Here is a 19,483-nt window from a genome sequence, read left to right as displayed (position 1 = left end):
TGCCGTGCAAATTAAAAATATTATTCGAATACTAGGTCTTTTGGTTGCGCTTTTAAGCGTAACTATGTTGCCGCCTGCATTTATTTCTCTTATTTATCGCGATGGTGGCGGTGTCTCATTTTTAATGGCCTTTGTTTTTTGTTTGTTTGCAGGCTTGTTATCTTGGTATCCAAATAGAGCAGAAAAGGGCGATTTACGTGCTCGCGAAGGCTTTCTTATTGTGGTGTTATTCTGGACCGTATTGGCAAGCTTTTCCGCTGTACCTCTTTTGCTGCTTGATGAGCCTAACCTTTCCATTGCAGATGCCTTTTTTGAATCATTTTCTGGCTTAACCACCACAGGTGCAACCATACTTACGCAAATTGATGGTTTACCGCATGCGGTTCTTTGGTATCGTCAACAATTACAATGGCTAGGTGGCATGGGGATTATTGTGCTCGCGGTTGCTATTTTACCTATGTTAGGTATTGGTGGTATGCAGTTGTATCGTGCTGAAACCCCGGGGCCAGTAAAAGATTCAAAAATGACCCCACGTATTGCTGATACCGCCAAGCATTTATGGCTTATTTATGTAACGCTTACGATCGCCTGTGCGCTTAGTTATTGGGCGGCAGGAATGAACTTATTTGATGCGATATGCCATTCATTTTCTACTATTGCCATTGGTGGCTTTTCGACTCACGACTTGAGCATGGGGTACTTTGATAGCCCATTAATTAACTTTATTTGTGTGTTCTTTTTAATTATTGCTGGCGTTAATTTCGCGTTGCACTTTGCTGTCGTTAATAGTCGTTCGTTACGTAGTTATTTTTACGATTCAGAATTTAAAGCGTTTTTAGGTCTTCAGTTAGTCCTTACGCTTGTTTGTTTTACGGTTTTAATGAGTTTTAATGTTTATCAATCAGGTTTTGAAAACTTTGAACAAGCGATATTTCATGCGGTATCAATTAGCACCACCGCAGGTTTTGCTGCTACGTCATCAGGAGAAGTTGCCTTTTCGAACTGGCCAACCTTGTTACCGATATTATTAATATTCTCGAGTTTTATTGGCGGTTGTGCTGGTAGTACTGGTGGCGGCATGAAAGTAATTCGAGTGTTGTTATTGTACTTACAAGGTATTCGCGAGCTAAATAAACTTGTGCATCCTAAAGCGGTGTTTACCATTAAGTTGGGGAAAAAAGCCTTACCGAACCGTGTTGTAGAAGCTATATGGGGTTTCTTTTCTGCCTATGCGGCGGTATTTGTTATTTGTATGCTAATGCTACTTGCTGCAGGTATGGAAGATATTTCTGCATTTACTGCTGTGGCAGCATGTTTAAATAACTTAGGCCCAGGCTTAGGGCAGGTAGCTGCGAATTTCGCAGAAATAAATGACTTTAGTAAATGGGTGTTGATTGTCGCTATGTTATTTGGACGATTAGAAATTTTTACCTTGCTGGTGCTTTTCACACCAGCATTTTGGCGTACTTAATTTTATTACGTGTAGCTCTTTAAGTTAGAAGAAAGCTAAAGGGTCTAATTGAAATAAGCTTTCTACATCGTTTATATAGCGCTTGTTTACTAAAAATAGTACCACATGATCTTCAGCTTCTATTTTGGTATTCGAGTGGGCGATTAATACTTCTTCATTTCGCACTATCGCGCCTATGGTTGTGCCCGGCGGTAGCTTAATTTCTTGAATGGTTTTTCCAATAACTTTTGATGAGTTCTCATCACCTTTTGCAACTATTTCAATTGCTTCGGCTGCACCGCCACGTAGGCTATAAACATTATCAATATTACCGCGCCGTACGTGCGTTAATAATGCAGAAATGGTGGCATGTTGTGGTGATACCGCAATATCAATATTACTACCGTGGACTAAGTCTATATAGGCACTACGCTGTATCAATACCATAGCTTTGCGAACGCCTAGGCGCTTAGCTAGCAAAGATGACATAATATTGGCTTCATCATCGTTTGTTACCGCAATGAAAACATCAAACTGGTCAATATGCTCTTCCATTAATAGTTCTTGATCAGAAGAGTCGCCAGTAAAAACTAGAGTGTCATTTAACTCGGACGCTAAATATGCAGCGCGTTTAGCCGAATGCTCGATTAGTTTTACTTGATGGTTTTTTTCTAATAAGCGGGCTAAACCAGCACCAATATTACCGCCACCTGCGATCATGATTTTCTGATAAGGCGCTTCTAGTTTTTGTAACTCGTTCATAACTGCGCGAATATGAATGGTTGCTGCAATAAAGAATACTTCATCGTCAGCCTCAATAACGGTAGTGCCTAGCGGTCTTATTGGTTTCCCGTTTCGATAAATAGCTGCTACCCGGGTATCAATATTTGGAATATGTTCACGTAAGGTTGATAAAGCGTGCCCAACCAATAAACCCCCATAATAGGCTTTAACGGCAACTAAGCTAACTTTACCTTTCGCGAATTCTAGTACTTGCAACGCACCAGGATAGTCAATTAAGCGAGCAATATCCCGGGTGACAAGTTGTTCTGGTGCGATAATGTGATCGACAGGAATATTCTTATTTTGAAATAACTCTTTTTGATACTTAAGAATTTTACCTGAACGAATACGGGCAATTTTATTGGCGGTATTAAATAATGAATAACAAATTTGGCAGGCAACCATATTGGTCGCATCATCACTGGTTACGGCAATAACAAGTTCAGCATCTTCAGCACCAGCTTGCTTAAGCACGTCAGGGTGAGAGCCTTGACCTGTAACTACTTGCAAGTCCATCTTGTCTTGCAACTCGCGTAATGTCTCACTGTTGGTATCAATTAGTGTTATGTCGTTTTGTTCGCCGACTAGATTTTCCGCTAATGTGCCACCAACTTGTCCGGCACCAATAATTATAATTTTCATTTTTAAGCGCTTTTATTATTGTTTCTTAATGAGTTTGGCGTAGTAAAACCCGTCCATCGAATCATCGTTTGGTAATATTTGCCAACCGATATCGGTAGTGTTATCAGTAATGGCAATCAACTCAGCATTTGAATTGTTTTCAATAAAGCGCTGAACTTGCTGGCTATTTTCTTCAGGCAATATACTGCACGTTGCATATAGCAAAGTACCACCGGGTTTTAGTAATGACCATATATTTTTTAAGATATCTTGCTGTAACTCGGTTAATACCTCGATATCTTGGCTTTTACGTAGCCATTTTATATCTGGGTGGCGGCGAATTACACCGGTGCCCGAGCAAGGGGCATCGAGTAAAATGCGATCAAATAGCTTTTTGTCCCACCATTTTTCTGGAGTAGCAGCATCAGCGGCGATAACATTGGCTGTTAGGTTTAATCGTTGTAAATTCTCATTAACACGAACTAGCCTTGCAGCTTCAATATCTATTGCTGTCATTGCTTTTATATTGGGACTATATTCCAAAATATGACAAGTTTTTCCACCAGGGGCGGCACAGCAGTCAAGTACATTGTCTTGCGCTTGGCAGTCAAGTAATCTTGCGGCTTGTTGCGCAGCACCATCTTGTATTGATACCCAACCTTGTTGAAAGCCGGGTAACTTATTAACTTCAATTGCTTCAGTTAAACGAATTGCATTTGATTTTATGTCGATAAAACTGTGTTCAATATTTTCTGCCGCTAGCAGAGCTAAATACTCTTCCACACTATGATGACGTTGATTTACTCGCAGCCACATTGGTGGACGCTGCATATTGGCTGCTAATATTGATTGCCAACTTTCTGGGTATGCCGCTTTTATTTTTTTGATAAACCAAGATGGATGGTTAAAGGCAATAGCATCTGGTAATTCATGGTTATTGGCACTACCACTTGCTATTTTCTGGCGTTGGAAATTTCTTAAAACACCATTAACAAGGCCTTTTAGGTGATCACATTTTAGCTGTTTGCAAGCTGAAACGGTTTCATTGAAAGCGGCGTGATCAGGGATACGTGTGTACTTTATTTGATAAACACCCACTAACATTAAAAAGTGACCAACACGTTGCTTACCTGTTAGTGGTTTTTTAATAAACTCTCTAACGTCATTTTCAAGCTCGGGTAAGTGTCTTAATACTCCATAGCAAAGCTCTTGCAGTAGGCCTTTATCTTTACCGTCTATTTTTGCTAACTGTTGTGGTAATTCGTCGGCTAAGCTGCGGCCTTTATCGACAACTGCAAAAGTACAGCGGGCAGCTAAAGCTCTAAGGTTTGCTGCCATAATTATACTTGCTCTTGTACTGAGGCATCGACGCCATTAATGGATAAACCAGCGGCAAACCAATTAGCTTTTCCATTTAAAATATCAGCCACAGCTAAAGCTTTTTTCCCTGGTAGCTGGATTACCTCTAAGCGCAACGCACCATTAATTGTCGCGACGACAATACCTTGTTTGTCAGCACTAATAATATTACCAGGAGGGTGTTCATGTTTTACATCAATGGCACTTGCTTGCCAAACACGTATACGGTGTTGTTTGTTGTCTTCGTTAAATGTAAATTGTGCGACTGGCCATGGTATATAGGCCCTTACTTTACGATCTAGTATCGAAGCGGGCAATTGCCAATCTAACTCTGCTTCTGCTTTATCAAGTTTAGCTGCATGTGTTGCTAGTTCGTCGTTTTGTGGTTGACGTGGATAATCGTCACTTGCCATTAACGTTAGTGTATCAAGAAGTGCTATTGGGCCTAATTTAGCTAGCTTTTCATATAAGCTGGCGCTGGTATCTTTAGGTGTGATCTCACATGTTGATGTTAAAATCATGTCGCCAGTATCTAAACCTTTATCCATTTGCATTATGGTTACGCCTGTTTCTGCATCACCAGCTTCTAATGAACGCTGAATAGGCGCTGCGCCACGCCATTTAGGTAGAATAGAACCATGGACATTAATACAACCTAACCTAGGTGTTTCTAAAATCACCGGCGGTAAGAGCAAGCCGTAGGCAACCACCACCATAACATCGGCTTGATAACTTGCTAATGTTGTTTGGTCTGCGTCAGACTTAAAATTCTCTGGTTGTTCAACGGGAATATTATGCTCTAACGCTAATATTTTAGTTGCACAAGCCGTAAGTTTTTTACCTCGGCCGGCAGGTTTATCTGGCGGACAATAAACAGCAATAACATTGTGTTGAGATTTGATTAAAGCGGCTAAATGCTGCGCAGCAAAATCGGGTGTTCCAGCAAAAATGATGTTCAATGGATTAGCTAAAGTGTTCGACAAGGGCGTTTCCTGAGTACGTGTTAATCTATATGTTTGGTAGTTTAAGCGTTGGCTTTTTCTAAGCGAGCTTCTTTTTCCAATTTTTTCTTTATACGTTGACGCTTAAGAGGTGATAAATAATCAACAAATAAAATGCCGTTTAAGTGGTCAAGTTCATGCTGAATACAAATTGCCAGTAACTCTTCACCATCTAATGAAAACTCTTTACCATTTTCATCTAAAGCCTTTACGGTGACATCGACACTGCGGTCAACTTTGGCGTAACAGCCTGGTACGGATAAACAGCCTTCTTCGTTAATTAAGGTGTCATCGCTCTTGCGAACAATTTCAGGATTAATTAATACATAAGGGTGTTCTTTGTTTTCGGAAACATCAATAACCACGATTCGTTGGTGAATATCGACTTGTGTTGCCGCTAAGCCAACGCCATTTTCGGCGTACATAGTTTCAAACATGTTGCTGATTATAGTGCGAATTTCATCATTCACTTCAGTTACAGGTTGTGCTTTTGTTCTTAATCTCTCATCTGGAAATCGTAATACAGGTAAAATAGCCATAATTTATTAAAAGAATTCGCGAAATGTCGCATAGAGTGTTATGTTTCAATTTTAGCCATTAATTAAAATTAATCATAGTGGTTTAGAACAAAACCTATAAGAATAGGCAGATTAACATGCTAATAAGAATTATTTCACTAATACTTGGTCTTGCTATGTCGTTAGCTGTATTGGCTGATGAACTAACATTAAACCCTAATGCACCTAAATCCTATATTGTTAAGAAAGGTGATACATTGTGGGATATTTCCGGAATCTTTCTTAAACAGCCTTGGCTCTGGCCGAAGTTATGGCGCCTTAATCCAGAAATTAATAACCCTCATTTAATTTATCCAGGAGATGAGCTTAGATTGGTTTTTGATGAGCAAGGCCAACCAATGCTTGTGAAAGGTAAGCCAGAATTAAAATGGTCGCCTAGTATCCGTAAACAATTAAAAGATCAAAACCCAGTTAGTACAATTCCTTTAGAAGTTATAGCGCCATTTATTCATTATGATAGCGTTAAAAATGAACAAGAATTTGATTTACTGCCGTATGTTATTGGTAGTGATGAAGGTTATAAATCTAGCATTGATGGTTTTAAAGTATACGTAAATCAAGACCTTATTGTTGGGCAAAGCTACGGCATATACCATAAAGGCAATGAAATTATTGACCCTGAAAGTGCTGAATCATTAGGGTTTAATGTCAAGCTTGTTGGTACGGGAAAAGCTATTAGTGGTGGCAATATGAGTCAAAAGCAGCCTAGCACTATTTATGTTGAAGGTGCTAAGCGTGAAATTCGCTCTGGCGCTTATGTTATTCCTGTTAATAATGATCAGCAATATCCTTCAGTTTTTACCATGCGAGCAGGAAATACAACTAAAGGCTTGATTGTTGGCTCTGCAATAGAGTTAAGAGAGTTTGCCAAATATGATGTTGTAATGATTAATAAAGGCAATCAACAAAATGTGCAAGCTGGTGATGTTTTAACTGTAAAGCGTAAAAGCCCAGCTGTTGTAGAAACTAGTAATGGACCTCAATACACCAATGATTCATCTCGTTGGAATCGTATGGCGAGTTCAGGCGCTTCAGGTTATGACATGCCAGACGAGTCAATAGGGCAAGTCATGGTATTTAAAGTTTATGACAAAGTGAGTATGGCATTAATATTAAACTCAGAAAAACCACTACGTGTGCTTGACGGAGTTACTGCACCTTAAATAACAATTTGCCACTCTTAAGGAGAAGCAAGTGGCCAAAAGCAATGATAAATCACTAACGAGTGCTCATTATTGGCTAGCCGTGAAACTTATTCCACGGCTTGCTACTCCTAAAAAGTTGCTTCTTGTTGAGAAATTTGGCTTAACAAATTTATTTGATGTCGATACAGATTTATCACTTGCTGGCTTAACGCAAGCACAACAAAGTGCCTTACATAATCCTAATTGGCAAAAAATAAACAACATAATTGCCGATTGTGTTGTTAATAATATTCAAATTATCCCTTATGATGCCGACTTGTACCCGCAGTTACTAAAAGAAATTTATGATCCGCCGTTAGTACTGTTTGCACTCGGGAACGTCACTTTATTAAATTTACCGAAAATAGCTATTGTGGGCAGTCGTAACGCCAGTGTTGCAGGTCGGAAGTTGGCACTAAATCTTGCTGGTGAGCTAGCTGAAAAATTTGTTGTAACAAGTGGTATGGCATTAGGAATTGATGCCTATGCACATCAAGGTTCGCTACAAGCAAATGGATTTACCATTGCCGTGGTTGCCACAGGGCTAGATATTATTTACCCAGCACGACATAAAAAATTACAAAAAGAAATTCTGCAAAACAACGGTCTTATTGTTAGTGAGTTTTTTCCCGGTGTTAGCCCGAAACCAGGACATTTTCCTAAACGAAATAGGATTATTAGTGGTTTAAGCTTTGGCGTATTAGTTGTGGAAGCGTCACTAAAAAGTGGCTCTTTAATTACAGCGCGTTGTGCGTTAGAACAAGGTAGGGAAGTATTTGCCGTACCAAGTTCTATTTATAATCAACAAGCGAAAGGTTGTCATTGGTTAATTAAGCAAGGTGCTAAACTTGTTGAAGAATTGGCCGACATAATGGAAGAGTTACAAGATTTTCCATTAGATAGTCTAAACTTAAAGGGAATTAAAGAGAAAGATAGTTCAACTGAAAAAAGTGAAAAACAAGACTTGTGTAACGATCCAATGTTAGCTAGTGTGGGATATGAAATCACTCCCGTAGATATGGTGGTTTCTCGAAGTAAACTACCCATAGATGTAGTGCTAACTCGATTAACAGTACTTGAGCTTAGAGGTCTGGTGTCTGCGGTGCCAGGAGGCTACCTGAAATTATAAAGGGGCGAGTTATGTTTGATATCTTGATGTATCTTTTTGAAAATTATATTCATAGTGAAGCCGAGGTTATGGTTGATCATGAATTGCTTACTGATGAATTAACCCGAGCTGGCTTTCACCAAGATGAAATTTATAAAGCGCTCGCTTGGTTAGAAAAACTAGCTGCCTTACAAGATGTTGAAACTTATCCATATTTAACACGGGTAGGCAGTCAGGCGGTGCGCATTTATACCGCTGAAGAAAATCAAATTCTAGATGTTGAATGCCGTGGCTTTTTAATGTTTTTAGAGCAAGTTAATTTGCTCGATTTTACGACGCGAGAAATGGTGATTGATCGCGTGATGGAATTGGATACTAAATTCTTCTCTATTGATGATTTAAAGTGGGTTGTATTAATGGTGCTGTTTAATGTGCCAGGCAAAGAAAGTGCGTACTCACAAATGGAAGATTTGATTTTTGATGAACAAGAAGGGCCGCTCCATTAGCGTTATTTTTTCTGTATTGCGCTGCGTGAAAATTAGCCTACATTATTTCCGTTAATATATGGCATAATATGCATCTAATTTATTAGGTGCATTTACTATGTCAGATTCAAAAACGCCACTTTTTTCACTTCATGAACATGCTTTAGAGAAAGAATATGAAGTGTGTCCCGAGTGTGGTAGTGAATTAGCAATAAAACATAGTAAATCAGGTGCCTTTTTTGGTTGTGTCAATTATCCAAATTGCCAATACACTCGACCTGTTGTTGAGCATGAAAGGGTTGATGATAAGGTTTTAGCTGGCAGTGAATGCCCACAATGTGGCAACGAATTGGCTGTTAAACAGGGGCGGTATGGCATGTTTATTGGCTGTACTAATTACCCTGAATGTCATCATATTGAACATGAAGAAACAAAAGAAAATAAAGATATTACTTGCCCAAGTTGCCATAAAGGGCAGTTAATTGAAAGGCAAAGTCGCTTCGGTAAAAGCTTTTATGCATGTAATGCTTATCCTAAATGCAAATATGCCGTTAATCATCCTCCTGTAGCAGGGAAGTGCGAAAAGTGTGGTTTCAGTTTATTGTTAACACGAAATATGGCTGCAGGCGAAAAACTGCAATGCGCACAGAAAAAATGTGGCCATTTTCAGTCATAAAAAAAGCGAGTTAACTACTCGCTTTTTTGTTTATTAACCAATAAAAACTTTACGGTTATGCGCTAACTTTTGCTAAATAATTCGCAGTAAAGTCTGCTAAATCTGGAAATGCTTGTGCATCTAATAGCTCAGCCAATTGGCTTAAACGTTGAGCTAACTCTAGTTCGGTATCACCGCTAACATTTATATGGCCCATTTTTCTGCCGGCCCGTTTTTCTTTGTTGTACCAATGAACACTTAAACTCGGAATAGCAAGAGCTTCTGTCGGCACTGAATCTTCGCCTAAGATATTCACCATAGCCGTTGGGCGAACTAATTGTGTACTTCCTAGCGGTAAGTTACAAATTGCCCGTAAGTGGTTCTCAAACTGGCAAGTGTCAGCACCTTGCTGTGTCCAATGACCTGAGTTATGAACACGCGGAGCAATTTCATTAACCAGTAATTTCTCACCAACCTGAAAGAATTCAATGGCCAATATGCCAACATAATTTAATTCTTCCGTTAAATTCTTAAAGGCCTCACTCGCTTGCGCTTGCAGTGCGTTATTTATTGGTGCTGCTACTGAAACACTTAACACACCATTGGTATGATGATTTTCTGTTAATGGATAAACGGCAATTTCACCTTGTGCATTGCGTGTGCCTACCAGCGATACTTCTCTATCGAACGGCACCATTTGCTCAGCAACGATACCTTGTGGTACTGATGAGGTGGCAGCGGCGATAAATGCTGACATTTCTTGCCAAATATCATCAGCTTGCTCTGCTGATTTCATACGCCACTGACCTTTTCCATCATAACCTTCAAGCGCACTTTTGAATATAATAGGCAAGCTCAATTGTGATAAGGCGTGGTCAAAATCAGCTTTAGATTCGACGATAACATGTTCAGCGTTCGCAACATTAGATGATTTTAGTAGTGCTTTTTCTAACCGACGGTCACCGCCAATTTTAATTGCTTGGCTACTAGGTAACAATTTACCTGATGCTTGGCATTGCGCAAGAATATCATGTGCGACATGTTCAAACTCGGCAGTAATAACGTCAGCATTAGCAATGCCTTGCGCTAAATCACCATAGGTGTGTTCTGGAGTAATTGGGTGAACAACCTTATTTGTGCGTACATCAAATGCCTTTACATCTAAATTTAACGGTGAACCTGCTAAATCCATCATACGTGCGAGTTGACCTGCACCTAATACCAATACTTTTTTCATGAAATATTTACGCCTACTCTGCTGGGTTAGGGTTACTTAAAATATTTTCAGTTTGCTCTGTTCTAAACTTTTCGATATTTGCCATTATTTCTTGGTCGTGTGTCGCTAAAATTTGTGCGGCGAGTAAACCTGCATTAGCTGCACCAGCAGTACCAATAGCTAAAGTGCCAACAGCAATACCTTTTGGCATTTGTACAATGGAAAGCAGTGAATCTTGACCACTTAATGCCTTTGATTGTACAGGTACACCTAAAACAGGTAATGGTGTAAAGGCAGCTGTCATACCAGGTAAGTGCGCCGCGCCGCCAGCTCCAGCAATAATCACCTTGATACCACGATCTTTTGCGCCTTCAGCATACTCAGCTAATAAATGAGGTGTTCTGTGGGCTGAAACAACTTTTGTTTCATAAGCAACATTAAGTAAATCTAGCATATCGGTAGCATGCTTCATTGTTGGCCAATCTGATTTTGACCCCATGATAATACCCACTTTCATAATTATTCACCTTGATAATTAGTTACTAAATAAGAGGCGCTTTTACCTCAAAAAATAAGCCGCGCATTATACCTAGGTTTACGTCAATACGGAAATAATCTCTGATAAAGTTGTTTAAAAAAACATCGACTAAGTCCGATTATACTTTAGTCGATCCTAGACTAAAGACGCATAGGTTAAAAAATTAAATTATGTACACTAATAATATGCACAAAAGGGGAGGCAATTCTAAAACTATATAAGCCAACAACCCCATTGTTACAATGAGGAAAGATGATGAACAACATATACGAACAAGGCCTAGACAAAGTCGCAGCTAATAGCCAGCCGCTTACCCCTATTAATTTTTTAAATCGTACGGCCGATGTTTACCCAGAGAAAGTCGCTATTATTCATGGCAAACAGCAATTTACTTATGATGAATATCGTAAAAATGTTCGCCGTTTAGCATCTGGCCTTATTAATCATGGTGTGAAGCCGGGACAAACAGTCAGTATTATGGCGGCAAATATACCTGCATTTTTAGACGCCCATTATGGCGTGCCATTAACTGGTGCAGTACTTAATGCGATTAATATTCGCTTAGATGCTGAAAATATAGCCTTTATTCTAGATCACGGCGAGTGTGATGTGTTACTTACTGACACGGCATTTTCAGGTGTTATTAAGCAAGCATTGGCATTATCAAAGCGAAAACCCTTGGTGATTGATATTGATGATGTTGAAGGCCCAGGTGGAGAACGCTTGGGGAGTATTGAATATCAAGAATTATTAAATCAAGGTGATGAAAACTTTGAAGGCTCACTTATACATGATGAATGGCAAGCGCTAGCGTTAAACTATACATCTGGTACAACCGGTAACCCAAAAGGAGTGGTGTATTCACATCGTGGTGCTTACCTCAATGCCGTGGGGCATAATTTTATTTGGCCTACAGATAATAAAACAGTTTACCTATGGACTTTGCCATTGTTTCACTGCAACGGTTGGTGTTTTCCTTGGACAATTGTTGCCGTTGGCGGTACACAAGTTTGTTTAAGGCAAGTAGAGGTTGGTGCTATTGTTAACTCTATGATTGAAAATAAGGTTTCGCACTTTTGCGGCGCACCAATTGTATTGAATATGATCCTCAATGCTGAACAAGAGTTACTAAATCAACTGCCGAAAAATATCAAAGCCATGACTGCAGGCGCACCGCCACCAGCCGCAGTTATCAAAGGTATCGAAAAACTGGGTATTGAAATAACACAAAGTTACGGCTTAACTGAGGTTTATGGACCGTGTGTGGTCAGTGAATGGAAAGATGAGTGGAATAATAAAAGTGCGGATGAACGCGCGGCTTTAAAAGCTCGCCAAGGGGTTCGTTACCCAACTCAAGAAGAAGTTGATGTACTTAATCCCGATACGATGGAGCCTGTACGTGCTGACGGTGAAACCATAGGTGAAATAATGTTTCGTGGAAACACCACCATGAAAGGTTATTTGAAAAATGACCAGGCTACTTATGAGGCCTTTGCGCATGGTTGGTTTCACTCTGGTGATTTAGCGGTCAAGCATCCTGATGGTTATATTGAAATTCGTGATCGCTCGAAAGATATTATTATTTCAGGTGGTGAGAATATTTCATCGGTGGAAGTGGAAGGGGTGTTGTATAAACATCCGGCTGTTTTAGAAGCTGCCGTAGTGGCAAAGAAAGATGAAAAATGGGGTGAAACGCCATGTGCTTTTGTTGGTTTGAAACGCGGTCAAACCTTAACAGAAAAAGACATTATTCAACATTGTCGAGATCACATGGCTGGTTTTAAAGTACCCAAAACTATTATTTTTAGCGAGCTACCTAAAACGTCGACCGGTAAAGTACAAAAGTTTGTGCTTCGTCAAAAGATCAAAGAATTGTTTGAAGCCTAGCTAAAATTACAATGTAGGAAACAAAAAGACTAACCTTGGTTAGTCTTTTTATCTTTCTGATTATTAGGTTTTTGTAGGTTGCTTAAGGTGCTGATTTAAGAAGCTTATCACTTTTCTCATATAAGCTTTTTGGTTTTCAGGGTTATAGAAGCCATGTTCTTCTTTGTCTAGAACAAACCATTCATAAGGCTTATTAGCATCATCTAAGGCATTACGTAAACGTTTCGCATGCTCATAGGGAGCGCGTTCATCATCTTTACCATGAGCTAATAATAGTGGTGCTTTTATTTTTTCGACATAATTTACCGGAGACATGTCTTTCAATTGTTTTTTATCGGTGCCTAGAACATTTCTTAAATAACTCATACCTGATTTTCGAGCTTGCACATCACCTTCTTCGAACATAAGTTCAAGGTCGTAAATACCGGCATTAGCAATCGCACATTTATATGTATTTGGATAAATTGCGGCGCTTTGTACTGCAGAATATGCGCCAAAGCTAGCTCCCATGATACAAACCTCTCCATTTTCAACTTTATTCTGTTTAACAAGCCATTGGTAACTCTCAAAAATATCTTGTTGAATTGTTGTGCCCCATGCTTGGTGCCCATCAATTTCAAACTTTTCACCATATCCACCAGAACCACGATAGTTAACCTGTAATACAGAATAGCCATTTAGTGCTAAATATTGAACGGTAGGAGAAAATCCCCAATAATCACGGACGCCGTGAGGACCACCGTGAACAAGTACAACTAAAGGAGCCTTACTAATGTCATTAGAGCTTTTAGCTTGTGTAAAGTAACCGTGAAGTTTGTTTCCATCATCGGTCATTATTTGAATTGGTTCTGATTGTAGGAGATATTTATTTTCTATTTCTGGTTTAAACTTAAATAAACGGCCAAGTGAATTCTTTTCTTTATTATATAAATATAAGCTGCCAGGATCTGTATCTGAAGAAACATAAATAATATAAAACTTTCCATCATCGGAGCGACTAGTAATACTAACTGAGCTATATGGAAAGGAGCTTAATAAGTCTTTAAAAACTTTAGCTTCATCAATTTTTTTATTCAAAATTAAATATGCGGGATAGCCATCGTCTATTCTTATTGCGTAGGCGGTTCTGCCATTGGTCGTTAATTCTATATCAGTAACATCAACATTTTTGTCTGTATATAAACTTTTATATGAAAAATCTTTTAAGTTTAATTTAAAAATACCAAAATAATTTTGGTTTAAGTTATCTCTGGTATAAAGGTACTTCCCGGATGTGCTTATTGATATTATTGAAACAGATTTGCCCACCGTTCCTTCTGGAATTCGTTTCCATTCACCATTGTCCTTTGTATATAGTTGTTTAATATTGTTTCTGTCAGTACCTGCAACGACTTTTACTTTTCCGTCAGGATTAGTTAAAAAGTGGCTAAAAGGTATTGGTGCTTTACCATAGTCTCTTTTAATAATCCCATTATAAATATTAAGTAGTAATACTGAAGATAGTCGTTCGCCCGTATTACTCATTGGTGTTGATTCTATTAAAATATGTTTTTCATCTTCAGGTAGAGTGTCAATAATGCTCGCCCAACCATAAATACTTTTCTTTTTCTTAAGCTTGCTACCTACTTGATCTTCTCCTGCTTGATATCCGTAAATTAACTTAGTACGTGAACCGTCAACATTTACTGCGTATAATTCGCCGTAAAACTGAGGTTCTTCGCGCCACGGTACGCGTTTAACTAAGCTCAGAACTACTCGCTCGTTGTTTGCCCATTGGTAAGTTCCGACTTCATAACTACCTCCTAACTTTAGGCTGCCAACCATGCTCATATCTTCGCGTTTAAGGAATACCAGCATAGTTTTTTCTTCATGTTCAACTGCTACCGCAATATGCTCGCCATCAGGGGATATTTTGGCATTTTGGTATTTTGAGTAATCAAATAAACTTTCCCATTCATTAGCTTTTAAGTTTGAGCTGTTCAAAATAACTAAAAGAAACATTAAAAATATATTTATTTTTTTCATTAACACTATCCATGATTTATTAATTGTTATTTGGATTGAAAAGTACTGAATAAGGAGCTATTTTTTGGAGATAATTCCATTTAATATTTATCAATCTTTTGTGAAAGCTGTTAGCTGATTATGATTGTAAATTTTTTGTAACAATTATTGCAAGGATAAGTTTTTTATCTATATAAAATGAGTAAGTTATAATTAGCTTTTACTCTAAATTTAAATACATATAAGGAGAAAAAACGTATAATCCCAGATAAATTATTTTTATTGATTGGCGAAAATAAAACTCCATGACAACAGCATTAGAAACATTCCAGCAAGGTGGTATTTTAGCTTACCCAACCGAAGCGGTATTTGGCTTAGGGTGTGATCCTGACAACACTAAAGCAATTGAGAAACTTCTCGCTCTAAAGAATCGTCCAGCAGATAAAGGCTTAATTTTGTTGGCAGGAAACTATACACAACTATTGCCCTATATTGACGATAGTAAAATTCCGCAAGAAAAGCGCGTTGAGGTTTTATCTCGTTGGCCTGACGGCATAACTCAAATAGTTGCAAAAGCGCCAAAGCTATCACCTCTATTATCAGGAAAGTTTGATTCAATCGCAGTACGTGTTACTAGCCAACCTGATGTTGTTGCATTATGTAAGGTAACGAATAAACCTATCGTTTCTACCAGCGCTAATTTAAGCGGTGATGAGCCAGCTAAAACTTGGCAGGATATTCCAAGTGAATTGTCTGATAAAATTGATTTTATTGTTAAAGGTAAAACCTTAGGCTTTGATCAACCATCAACTATTATTGATGCACTTACCGGAGAAATTATTCGCTCATGAGCACTATAAACATAAATGTTGTAATTGAATTTCTAAAATCATTACAAGATCACATTTGTGCTTCACTAGAAGCGGCAGATGGCAGCGGTAAATTTGTTGAAGATAATTGGCAGCGTGCAGAAGGTGGTGGCGGTAGAACAAGAGTGCTAACGAATGGCAGTGTTATTGAACAAGGGGGAGTTAACTTTTCTGTAGTTTCAGGTGATAAGTTACCGCCGTCTGCCACAGCCCATCGTCCAGAATTGGCCGGTCGAAAATGGCAGGCTTGTGGTGTGTCGTTAGTTATTCATCCGAAAAACCCGTTTATTCCAACGTCACATGCAAACGTACGCTTTTTTATTGCTGAGAAAGAAGGTGAAGCACCTGTATGGTGGTTTGGTGGTGGATTTGATTTAACGCCGTTTTACCCTTTTAAAGAAGATGTTGTTCATTGGCATCAAACGGCTAAAGATATTTGTCAGCCTTATGGTGATGATGTTTACCCGGCACATAAAACCTGGTGCGATGAGTACTTTTATTTGAAGCATAGAAATGAAACTCGCGGTGTTGGTGGCTTATTTTTTGATGATTTAAACAAATGGCCTTTTGAAGATTGCTTTTCTTATATGAAAGCGGTGGGTGAAGGTTTTGTAAATGCTTATGTGCCGTTAATTGAGAAACGCAAAAACACGCCATTTACAGAGCAACATCGCCAATTCCAACTTTATCGTCGTGGTCGTTATGTTGAATTTAACTTAGTATTTGACCGTGGCACCTTATTTGGCTTGCAATCTGGCGGTAGAACTGAGTCAATATTAATGTCAATGCCACCATTGGCACGCTGGGAGTATAACTTTCAAGCGGAAGCGGGTAGCGATGAAGAGAAGCTACAAAGTTACCTTATCGCTCAAGATTGGTTGTCATAACAATCTACTCTCCTTATAACGTACAAACAATATACAAGCGAAAAACGTTTCATTTTCAGCTATTGTTTGTGCGTTTAATCACAAAACCCAGTGTTTTAAATTTAATCTACAATATAAAACCACAATTATTTTGAGGTTTCTCACAAACCTTGCGCTAGATCAATTACTCTACTAATACGCAGGCGTAAAATTACCTTATAGAAAAACAAGATTCTTTATATTTAACAAAAGGTAATGCTCTCATGAAAACTTCAGTAATTAATGGATTAATTCTTTCCGCTCTTACATTATCTCCACTGGCTTTAGCAAACCAAGCCGGCGATTTCATTGTTCGTGGCGGTGCTACGAATATCACACCAGATAGTGGCAAATCTAACATTATGCTAGCGGGCGCTGATTCAACAATGACGCTAACAGTTGACGATAATACGCAGTTAGGTTTGAACTTTGTTTATTTCTACGACAGCAATTGGGCGGTAGAGCTTTTAGCAGCAACGCCGTATACACACGATGTAACAATTCAGGATACAACTGGTTTTTCAGAAGGAGCGTTGGGAGCTAACGTTGATGGCGCACATCTAGGTGAAGTTTCTCACTTACCACCAACATTAAGTGCATTATATTACTTTGATACAAACTCAGCGTTTAAGCCTTATGTTGGTGTTGGTATCAACTATACGGTTTTCTTTGATGAAGAGTTTGCTGCTGCACCTAAAACTTTAGGTTTAAGTAACTTAGAGTTAGACGGTTCATTTGGTTTATCGGCACAAATTGGTGCAGACTACCATTTAGATGACAAATGGTCGGTTAATGCCTCTATTCGTTACATCGATATCGACTCTGATGCAACATTTGACGTTGCTGGTAACAATGTTGGTAAAGCAGAAATTAATGTTGACCCTATGGTTTATTCACTAATGTTAGGCTACAAATTTTAATAAATTCTTAGCCAGATACTTTTGATATAAAAAGCAGTAATTTAGTTACTGCTTTTTTGTTTTCATCTTCCAATAACTAAGTTAGTCTACATTTAAACATTCTAGCCAGTAAACTTATGGACCAATTTCGCGTTTTCGGCAACCCCATTGCCCAGTCAAAATCTCCGTTTATCCATCAACAATTTGCCAAGCAAACACAGCAATTAATGCATTATGAAAGTGAATTGGTTGAGTTAGATAAATTTAGCGCAGCGGTTCAAAACTTAATTGCGAACAATGGTAAGGGAGCCAATATTACTGCGCCTTTTAAAGAACAAGCTTTTGCTATGTGTGATGAACTTAGCGAGCGAGCTGAGTTAGCCGGCGCTGTTAATACCTTAATTTTTAACAATGATAAAATTTATGGTGATACCACTGACGGCTTAGGTTTAGTAGGTGATCTTCTGAGAAACCAAGTAACATTGCAGAATAGTAAAATATTGTTACTTGGCGCTGGCGGTGCTGCAAAAGGTGTTGTGCAAGCAATATTACAACAATTACCACTATCGTTAACAATCGCAAATAGAACATTAAGTAAAGCACGAGCAATTGCTAAGCAGTATCCAACTGAAAATGTTAGTGCTATCACATTTGATGATACTGAAAAACAGGTGTTTGATGTTATCATTAATGCTACATCGGCTGGACTTTCAGGTGCTAGCTTGCCAATTTCCAATCAAGTTATTGCTAATGCGAATACTTGCTATGACATGGTATATGGAAAAGAGCCAACTAGGTTTTTAACACAAGCAAAGTCCTTAGCGGTTGAACAAGTTATTGATGGCCTAGGTATGTTAGTAGGGCAGGCTGCAGAAAGTTTTAAATTGTGGCAGGGCGTATTGCCAGATGTTGAACCCGTATTAATGTCGTTACGAGCAGAATTAACACAATAATATTTAGTTTGTTAATAGGTGAAAAGAAATGAACCAGGCTATCTTATTTAATGATGATTTACATTTTGATGAAAGGCATGATGCTTGGAGTTTTACCGGCCAACTTTCGGGACAGAAAATAACGATATATTTTCACTCTATGCAATTGAAACAACAAACATCAATAGATAGTTGCCTTAAATATGATTTAGAAGAAATAACCGAACTCTGGCTCGAAAAAAATGAACCAGAGGATAATGAAATTCATATAAACATGCGCTAGAGTTTTCGTTAATCGTTTTGGAGTAAATATTCGTCTTTTAATTCAACATAGTTAATGGCTGATGTTTTGAGGAATGATGCTTCACTCTCCTTTAGCGCCCTAACTTGTTTTACTGGGTTGCCAACATATAAATAACCGCTTTTTAATATTTTGTTCGGTGGCACTAAGCTACCAGCTCCAATAAAAACGCCATCTTCAACAACGGCACCATCCATAATAATAGCGCCCATACCGACTAAAATTCTATTGCCGAGTGAACATCCATGTAGCATACATTTATGGCCGATAGTTACATCATCTCCAATAATAAGGGGGTTACCATTTGGATTATGTGTGGATTTTCGAGTAACGTGCAGTACTGTGCCATCTTGAATATTTGTATTATCACCTATCGTAATTGTGTTCACGTCACCCCTAGCTGCGACAAGTGGCCAAATGCTTGAATGTTCCCCAATAGTTATATCGCCAACTAATACGGAAGAGCTATCAATATAAACAGTATCTGAAAATTTAGGGTGTATACCACGGTAACTACGTAAATTGCTTTTATGCATAAAGATGAAATAGTAAATAAATGTTGTAGGTATAATAGCAAAAACTGGATCCAAGCAGAAAGCTTGCTGTAAATAAACCAGTCTAAACGGATAAACTTAAGCGTTAATTATTATTAGTAGTACTCCAAAAGGTCATATAATACGCGCTTTGATTAATAAATCTGCAAACAAA

19 protein-coding genes are annotated in these 19,483 nt (G+C 38.5%); 11 read left to right on the top strand and 8 right to left on the bottom strand.

The features are described from left to right. The first annotated feature begins 4 nt into the window (after positions 1-4). A complete protein-coding gene (locus tag AC27HL_RS00095; protein WP_487078020.1) occupies positions 5-1,471 on the top strand; it encodes a TrkH family potassium uptake protein in 1,467 nt (488 codons plus the stop codon). Between the two features lie 24 nt (positions 1,472-1,495). Here the strand turns inward: AC27HL_RS00095 and trkA are convergent, their stop codons facing one another. From trkA to def, 4 genes are read right to left on the bottom strand one after another with little or no spacing between them, the layout of a single operon-like run. Beyond that, positions 1,496-2,875 carry a Trk system potassium transporter TrkA gene (gene trkA, locus AC27HL_RS00090; protein ID WP_487078018.1) on the bottom strand — a complete coding sequence of 460 codons (1,380 nt, stop codon included), beginning with the start codon at positions 2,873-2,875 and terminating at the stop codon, positions 1,496-1,498. 15 nt (positions 2,876-2,890) lie between these two features. Continuing rightward, positions 2,891-4,192: a 16S rRNA (cytosine(967)-C(5))-methyltransferase RsmB gene (gene rsmB / locus AC27HL_RS00085; RefSeq protein WP_487078016.1), complete on the bottom strand. Its 1,302-nt coding sequence runs from the start codon at positions 4,190-4,192 to the stop codon at positions 2,891-2,893. A 2-nt stretch (positions 4,193-4,194) separates the two neighbouring features. Then, positions 4,195-5,196, bottom strand: a complete 1,002-nt coding sequence (gene fmt / locus AC27HL_RS00080) for a methionyl-tRNA formyltransferase (RefSeq protein WP_487078014.1) — start codon at positions 5,194-5,196, stop codon at positions 4,195-4,197. A gap of 41 nt (positions 5,197-5,237) precedes the next feature. Beyond that, entirely contained in the window at positions 5,238-5,753 is a 516-nt protein-coding gene (gene def, locus AC27HL_RS00075; protein WP_487078012.1) for a peptide deformylase, read from the bottom strand. 116 nt (positions 5,754-5,869) lie between these two features. On the opposite strand from def, the gene AC27HL_RS00070 reads away from it, so the two are divergent. From AC27HL_RS00070 to AC27HL_RS00055, 4 genes are all read left to right on the top strand, one after another. Next, positions 5,870-6,955 carry a LysM peptidoglycan-binding domain-containing protein gene (locus AC27HL_RS00070; protein WP_487078010.1) on the top strand — a complete coding sequence of 362 codons (1,086 nt, stop codon included), beginning with the start codon at positions 5,870-5,872 and terminating at the stop codon, positions 6,953-6,955. A gap of 31 nt (positions 6,956-6,986) precedes the next feature. Further along, entirely contained in the window at positions 6,987-8,105 is a 1,119-nt protein-coding gene (dprA, locus tag AC27HL_RS00065) for a DNA-processing protein DprA (protein WP_487078008.1), read from the top strand. Positions 8,106-8,116: 11 nt separating this feature from the next. Continuing rightward, positions 8,117-8,590, top strand: a complete 474-nt coding sequence (locus tag AC27HL_RS00060; RefSeq protein ID WP_487078006.1) for a DUF494 family protein — start codon at positions 8,117-8,119, stop codon at positions 8,588-8,590. A 97-nt stretch (positions 8,591-8,687) separates the two neighbouring features. Then, positions 8,688-9,245, top strand: a complete 558-nt coding sequence (locus AC27HL_RS00055) for a DNA topoisomerase family protein (protein WP_487078004.1) — start codon at positions 8,688-8,690, stop codon at positions 9,243-9,245. Between the two features lie 55 nt (positions 9,246-9,300). On the opposite strand, the gene AC27HL_RS00050 is transcribed toward AC27HL_RS00055, so the two are convergent. Together AC27HL_RS00050 and purE are read right to left on the bottom strand one after the other, a co-directional pair. After that, positions 9,301-10,461 (bottom strand): 5-(carboxyamino)imidazole ribonucleotide synthase, encoded by a 1,161-nt coding sequence (locus tag AC27HL_RS00050; protein ID WP_487078002.1) that lies wholly within the window; start codon positions 10,459-10,461, stop codon positions 9,301-9,303. Positions 10,462-10,474: 13 nt separating this feature from the next. After that, positions 10,475-10,957, bottom strand: a complete 483-nt coding sequence (gene purE / locus AC27HL_RS00045) for a 5-(carboxyamino)imidazole ribonucleotide mutase (RefSeq protein WP_487078000.1) — start codon at positions 10,955-10,957, stop codon at positions 10,475-10,477. Positions 10,958-11,230: 273 nt separating this feature from the next. Between purE and AC27HL_RS00040 the strand changes: the two genes are divergently transcribed. Continuing rightward, positions 11,231-12,865 carry an acyl-CoA synthetase gene (locus AC27HL_RS00040; RefSeq protein ID WP_487077999.1) on the top strand — a complete coding sequence of 545 codons (1,635 nt, stop codon included), beginning with the start codon at positions 11,231-11,233 and terminating at the stop codon, positions 12,863-12,865. A 63-nt stretch (positions 12,866-12,928) separates the two neighbouring features. Here the strand turns inward: AC27HL_RS00040 and AC27HL_RS00035 are convergent, their stop codons facing one another. Next, complete coding sequence (locus AC27HL_RS00035; RefSeq protein WP_487077998.1) at positions 12,929-14,890, bottom strand: alpha/beta hydrolase family protein; 1,962 nt, start codon at positions 14,888-14,890, stop codon at positions 12,929-12,931. Positions 14,891-15,174: 284 nt separating this feature from the next. Between AC27HL_RS00035 and tsaC the strand changes: the two genes are divergently transcribed. From tsaC to AC27HL_RS00010, 5 genes are all read left to right on the top strand, one after another. Further along, entirely contained in the window at positions 15,175-15,720 is a 546-nt protein-coding gene (gene tsaC / locus AC27HL_RS00030; protein ID WP_487077996.1) for an L-threonylcarbamoyladenylate synthase type 1 TsaC, read from the top strand. Beyond that, complete coding sequence (hemF, locus tag AC27HL_RS00025; RefSeq protein ID WP_487077994.1) at positions 15,717-16,625, top strand: oxygen-dependent coproporphyrinogen oxidase; 909 nt, start codon at positions 15,717-15,719, stop codon at positions 16,623-16,625. Before tsaC ends, hemF begins: the two co-directional genes overlap by 4 nt. A 242-nt stretch (positions 16,626-16,867) precedes the next feature. After that, positions 16,868-17,563 carry an OmpW/AlkL family protein gene (locus AC27HL_RS00020; protein ID WP_487077992.1) on the top strand — a complete coding sequence of 232 codons (696 nt, stop codon included), beginning with the start codon at positions 16,868-16,870 and terminating at the stop codon, positions 17,561-17,563. 116 nt (positions 17,564-17,679) lie between these two features. Further along, on the top strand, positions 17,680-18,495 hold the full coding sequence (aroE, locus tag AC27HL_RS00015; protein ID WP_487077990.1) for a shikimate dehydrogenase: 816 nt from the start codon (positions 17,680-17,682) through the stop codon (positions 18,493-18,495). Between the two features lie 28 nt (positions 18,496-18,523). Then, a complete protein-coding gene (locus tag AC27HL_RS00010) occupies positions 18,524-18,757 on the top strand; it encodes a hypothetical protein (protein ID WP_487077988.1) in 234 nt (77 codons plus the stop codon). A gap of 8 nt (positions 18,758-18,765) precedes the next feature. Here the strand turns inward: AC27HL_RS00010 and AC27HL_RS00005 are convergent, their stop codons facing one another. Further along, positions 18,766-19,311, bottom strand: a complete 546-nt coding sequence (locus AC27HL_RS00005) for a gamma carbonic anhydrase family protein (protein WP_487079851.1) — start codon at positions 19,309-19,311, stop codon at positions 18,766-18,768. Positions 19,312-19,483: the final 172 nt, after the last annotated feature.

The organism is Colwellia aquaemaris, assembly GCF_057548755.1.
This window is presented reverse-complemented; position numbering and strand designations above follow the sequence as displayed.

Bases quoted from the DNA above. Each gene is read 5' to 3' on its own strand.
- trkA (WP_487078018.1), bottom strand. From the start codon at position 2,875: ATGAAAATTATAATTATTGGTGCCGGACAAGTTGGTGGCACATTAGCG.
- AC27HL_RS00010 (WP_487077988.1), top strand. From the start codon at position 18,524: ATGAACCAGGCTATCTTATTTAATGATGATTTACATTTTGATGAAAGG.
- AC27HL_RS00055 (WP_487078004.1), top strand. From the start codon at position 8,688: ATGTCAGATTCAAAAACGCCACTTTTTTCACTTCATGAACATGCTTTA.
- AC27HL_RS00040 (WP_487077999.1), top strand. From the start codon at position 11,231: ATGATGAACAACATATACGAACAAGGCCTAGACAAAGTCGCAGCTAAT.
- aroE (WP_487077990.1), top strand. From the start codon at position 17,680: ATGGACCAATTTCGCGTTTTCGGCAACCCCATTGCCCAGTCAAAATCT.
- AC27HL_RS00005 (WP_487079851.1), bottom strand. From the start codon at position 19,311: ATGCATAAAAGCAATTTACGTAGTTACCGTGGTATACACCCTAAATTT.
- AC27HL_RS00020 (WP_487077992.1), top strand. From the start codon at position 16,868: ATGAAAACTTCAGTAATTAATGGATTAATTCTTTCCGCTCTTACATTA.
- rsmB (WP_487078016.1), bottom strand. From the start codon at position 4,192: ATGGCAGCAAACCTTAGAGCTTTAGCTGCCCGCTGTACTTTTGCAGTT.
- AC27HL_RS00050 (WP_487078002.1), bottom strand. From the start codon at position 10,461: ATGAAAAAAGTATTGGTATTAGGTGCAGGTCAACTCGCACGTATGATG.
- def (WP_487078012.1), bottom strand. From the start codon at position 5,753: ATGGCTATTTTACCTGTATTACGATTTCCAGATGAGAGATTAAGAACA.
- AC27HL_RS00060 (WP_487078006.1), top strand. From the start codon at position 8,117: ATGTTTGATATCTTGATGTATCTTTTTGAAAATTATATTCATAGTGAA.
- hemF (WP_487077994.1), top strand. From the start codon at position 15,717: ATGAGCACTATAAACATAAATGTTGTAATTGAATTTCTAAAATCATTA.
- tsaC (WP_487077996.1), top strand. From the start codon at position 15,175: ATGACAACAGCATTAGAAACATTCCAGCAAGGTGGTATTTTAGCTTAC.
- AC27HL_RS00070 (WP_487078010.1), top strand. From the start codon at position 5,870: ATGCTAATAAGAATTATTTCACTAATACTTGGTCTTGCTATGTCGTTA.
- purE (WP_487078000.1), bottom strand. From the start codon at position 10,957: ATGAAAGTGGGTATTATCATGGGGTCAAAATCAGATTGGCCAACAATG.
- AC27HL_RS00035 (WP_487077998.1), bottom strand. From the start codon at position 14,890: ATGAAAAAAATAAATATATTTTTAATGTTTCTTTTAGTTATTTTGAAC.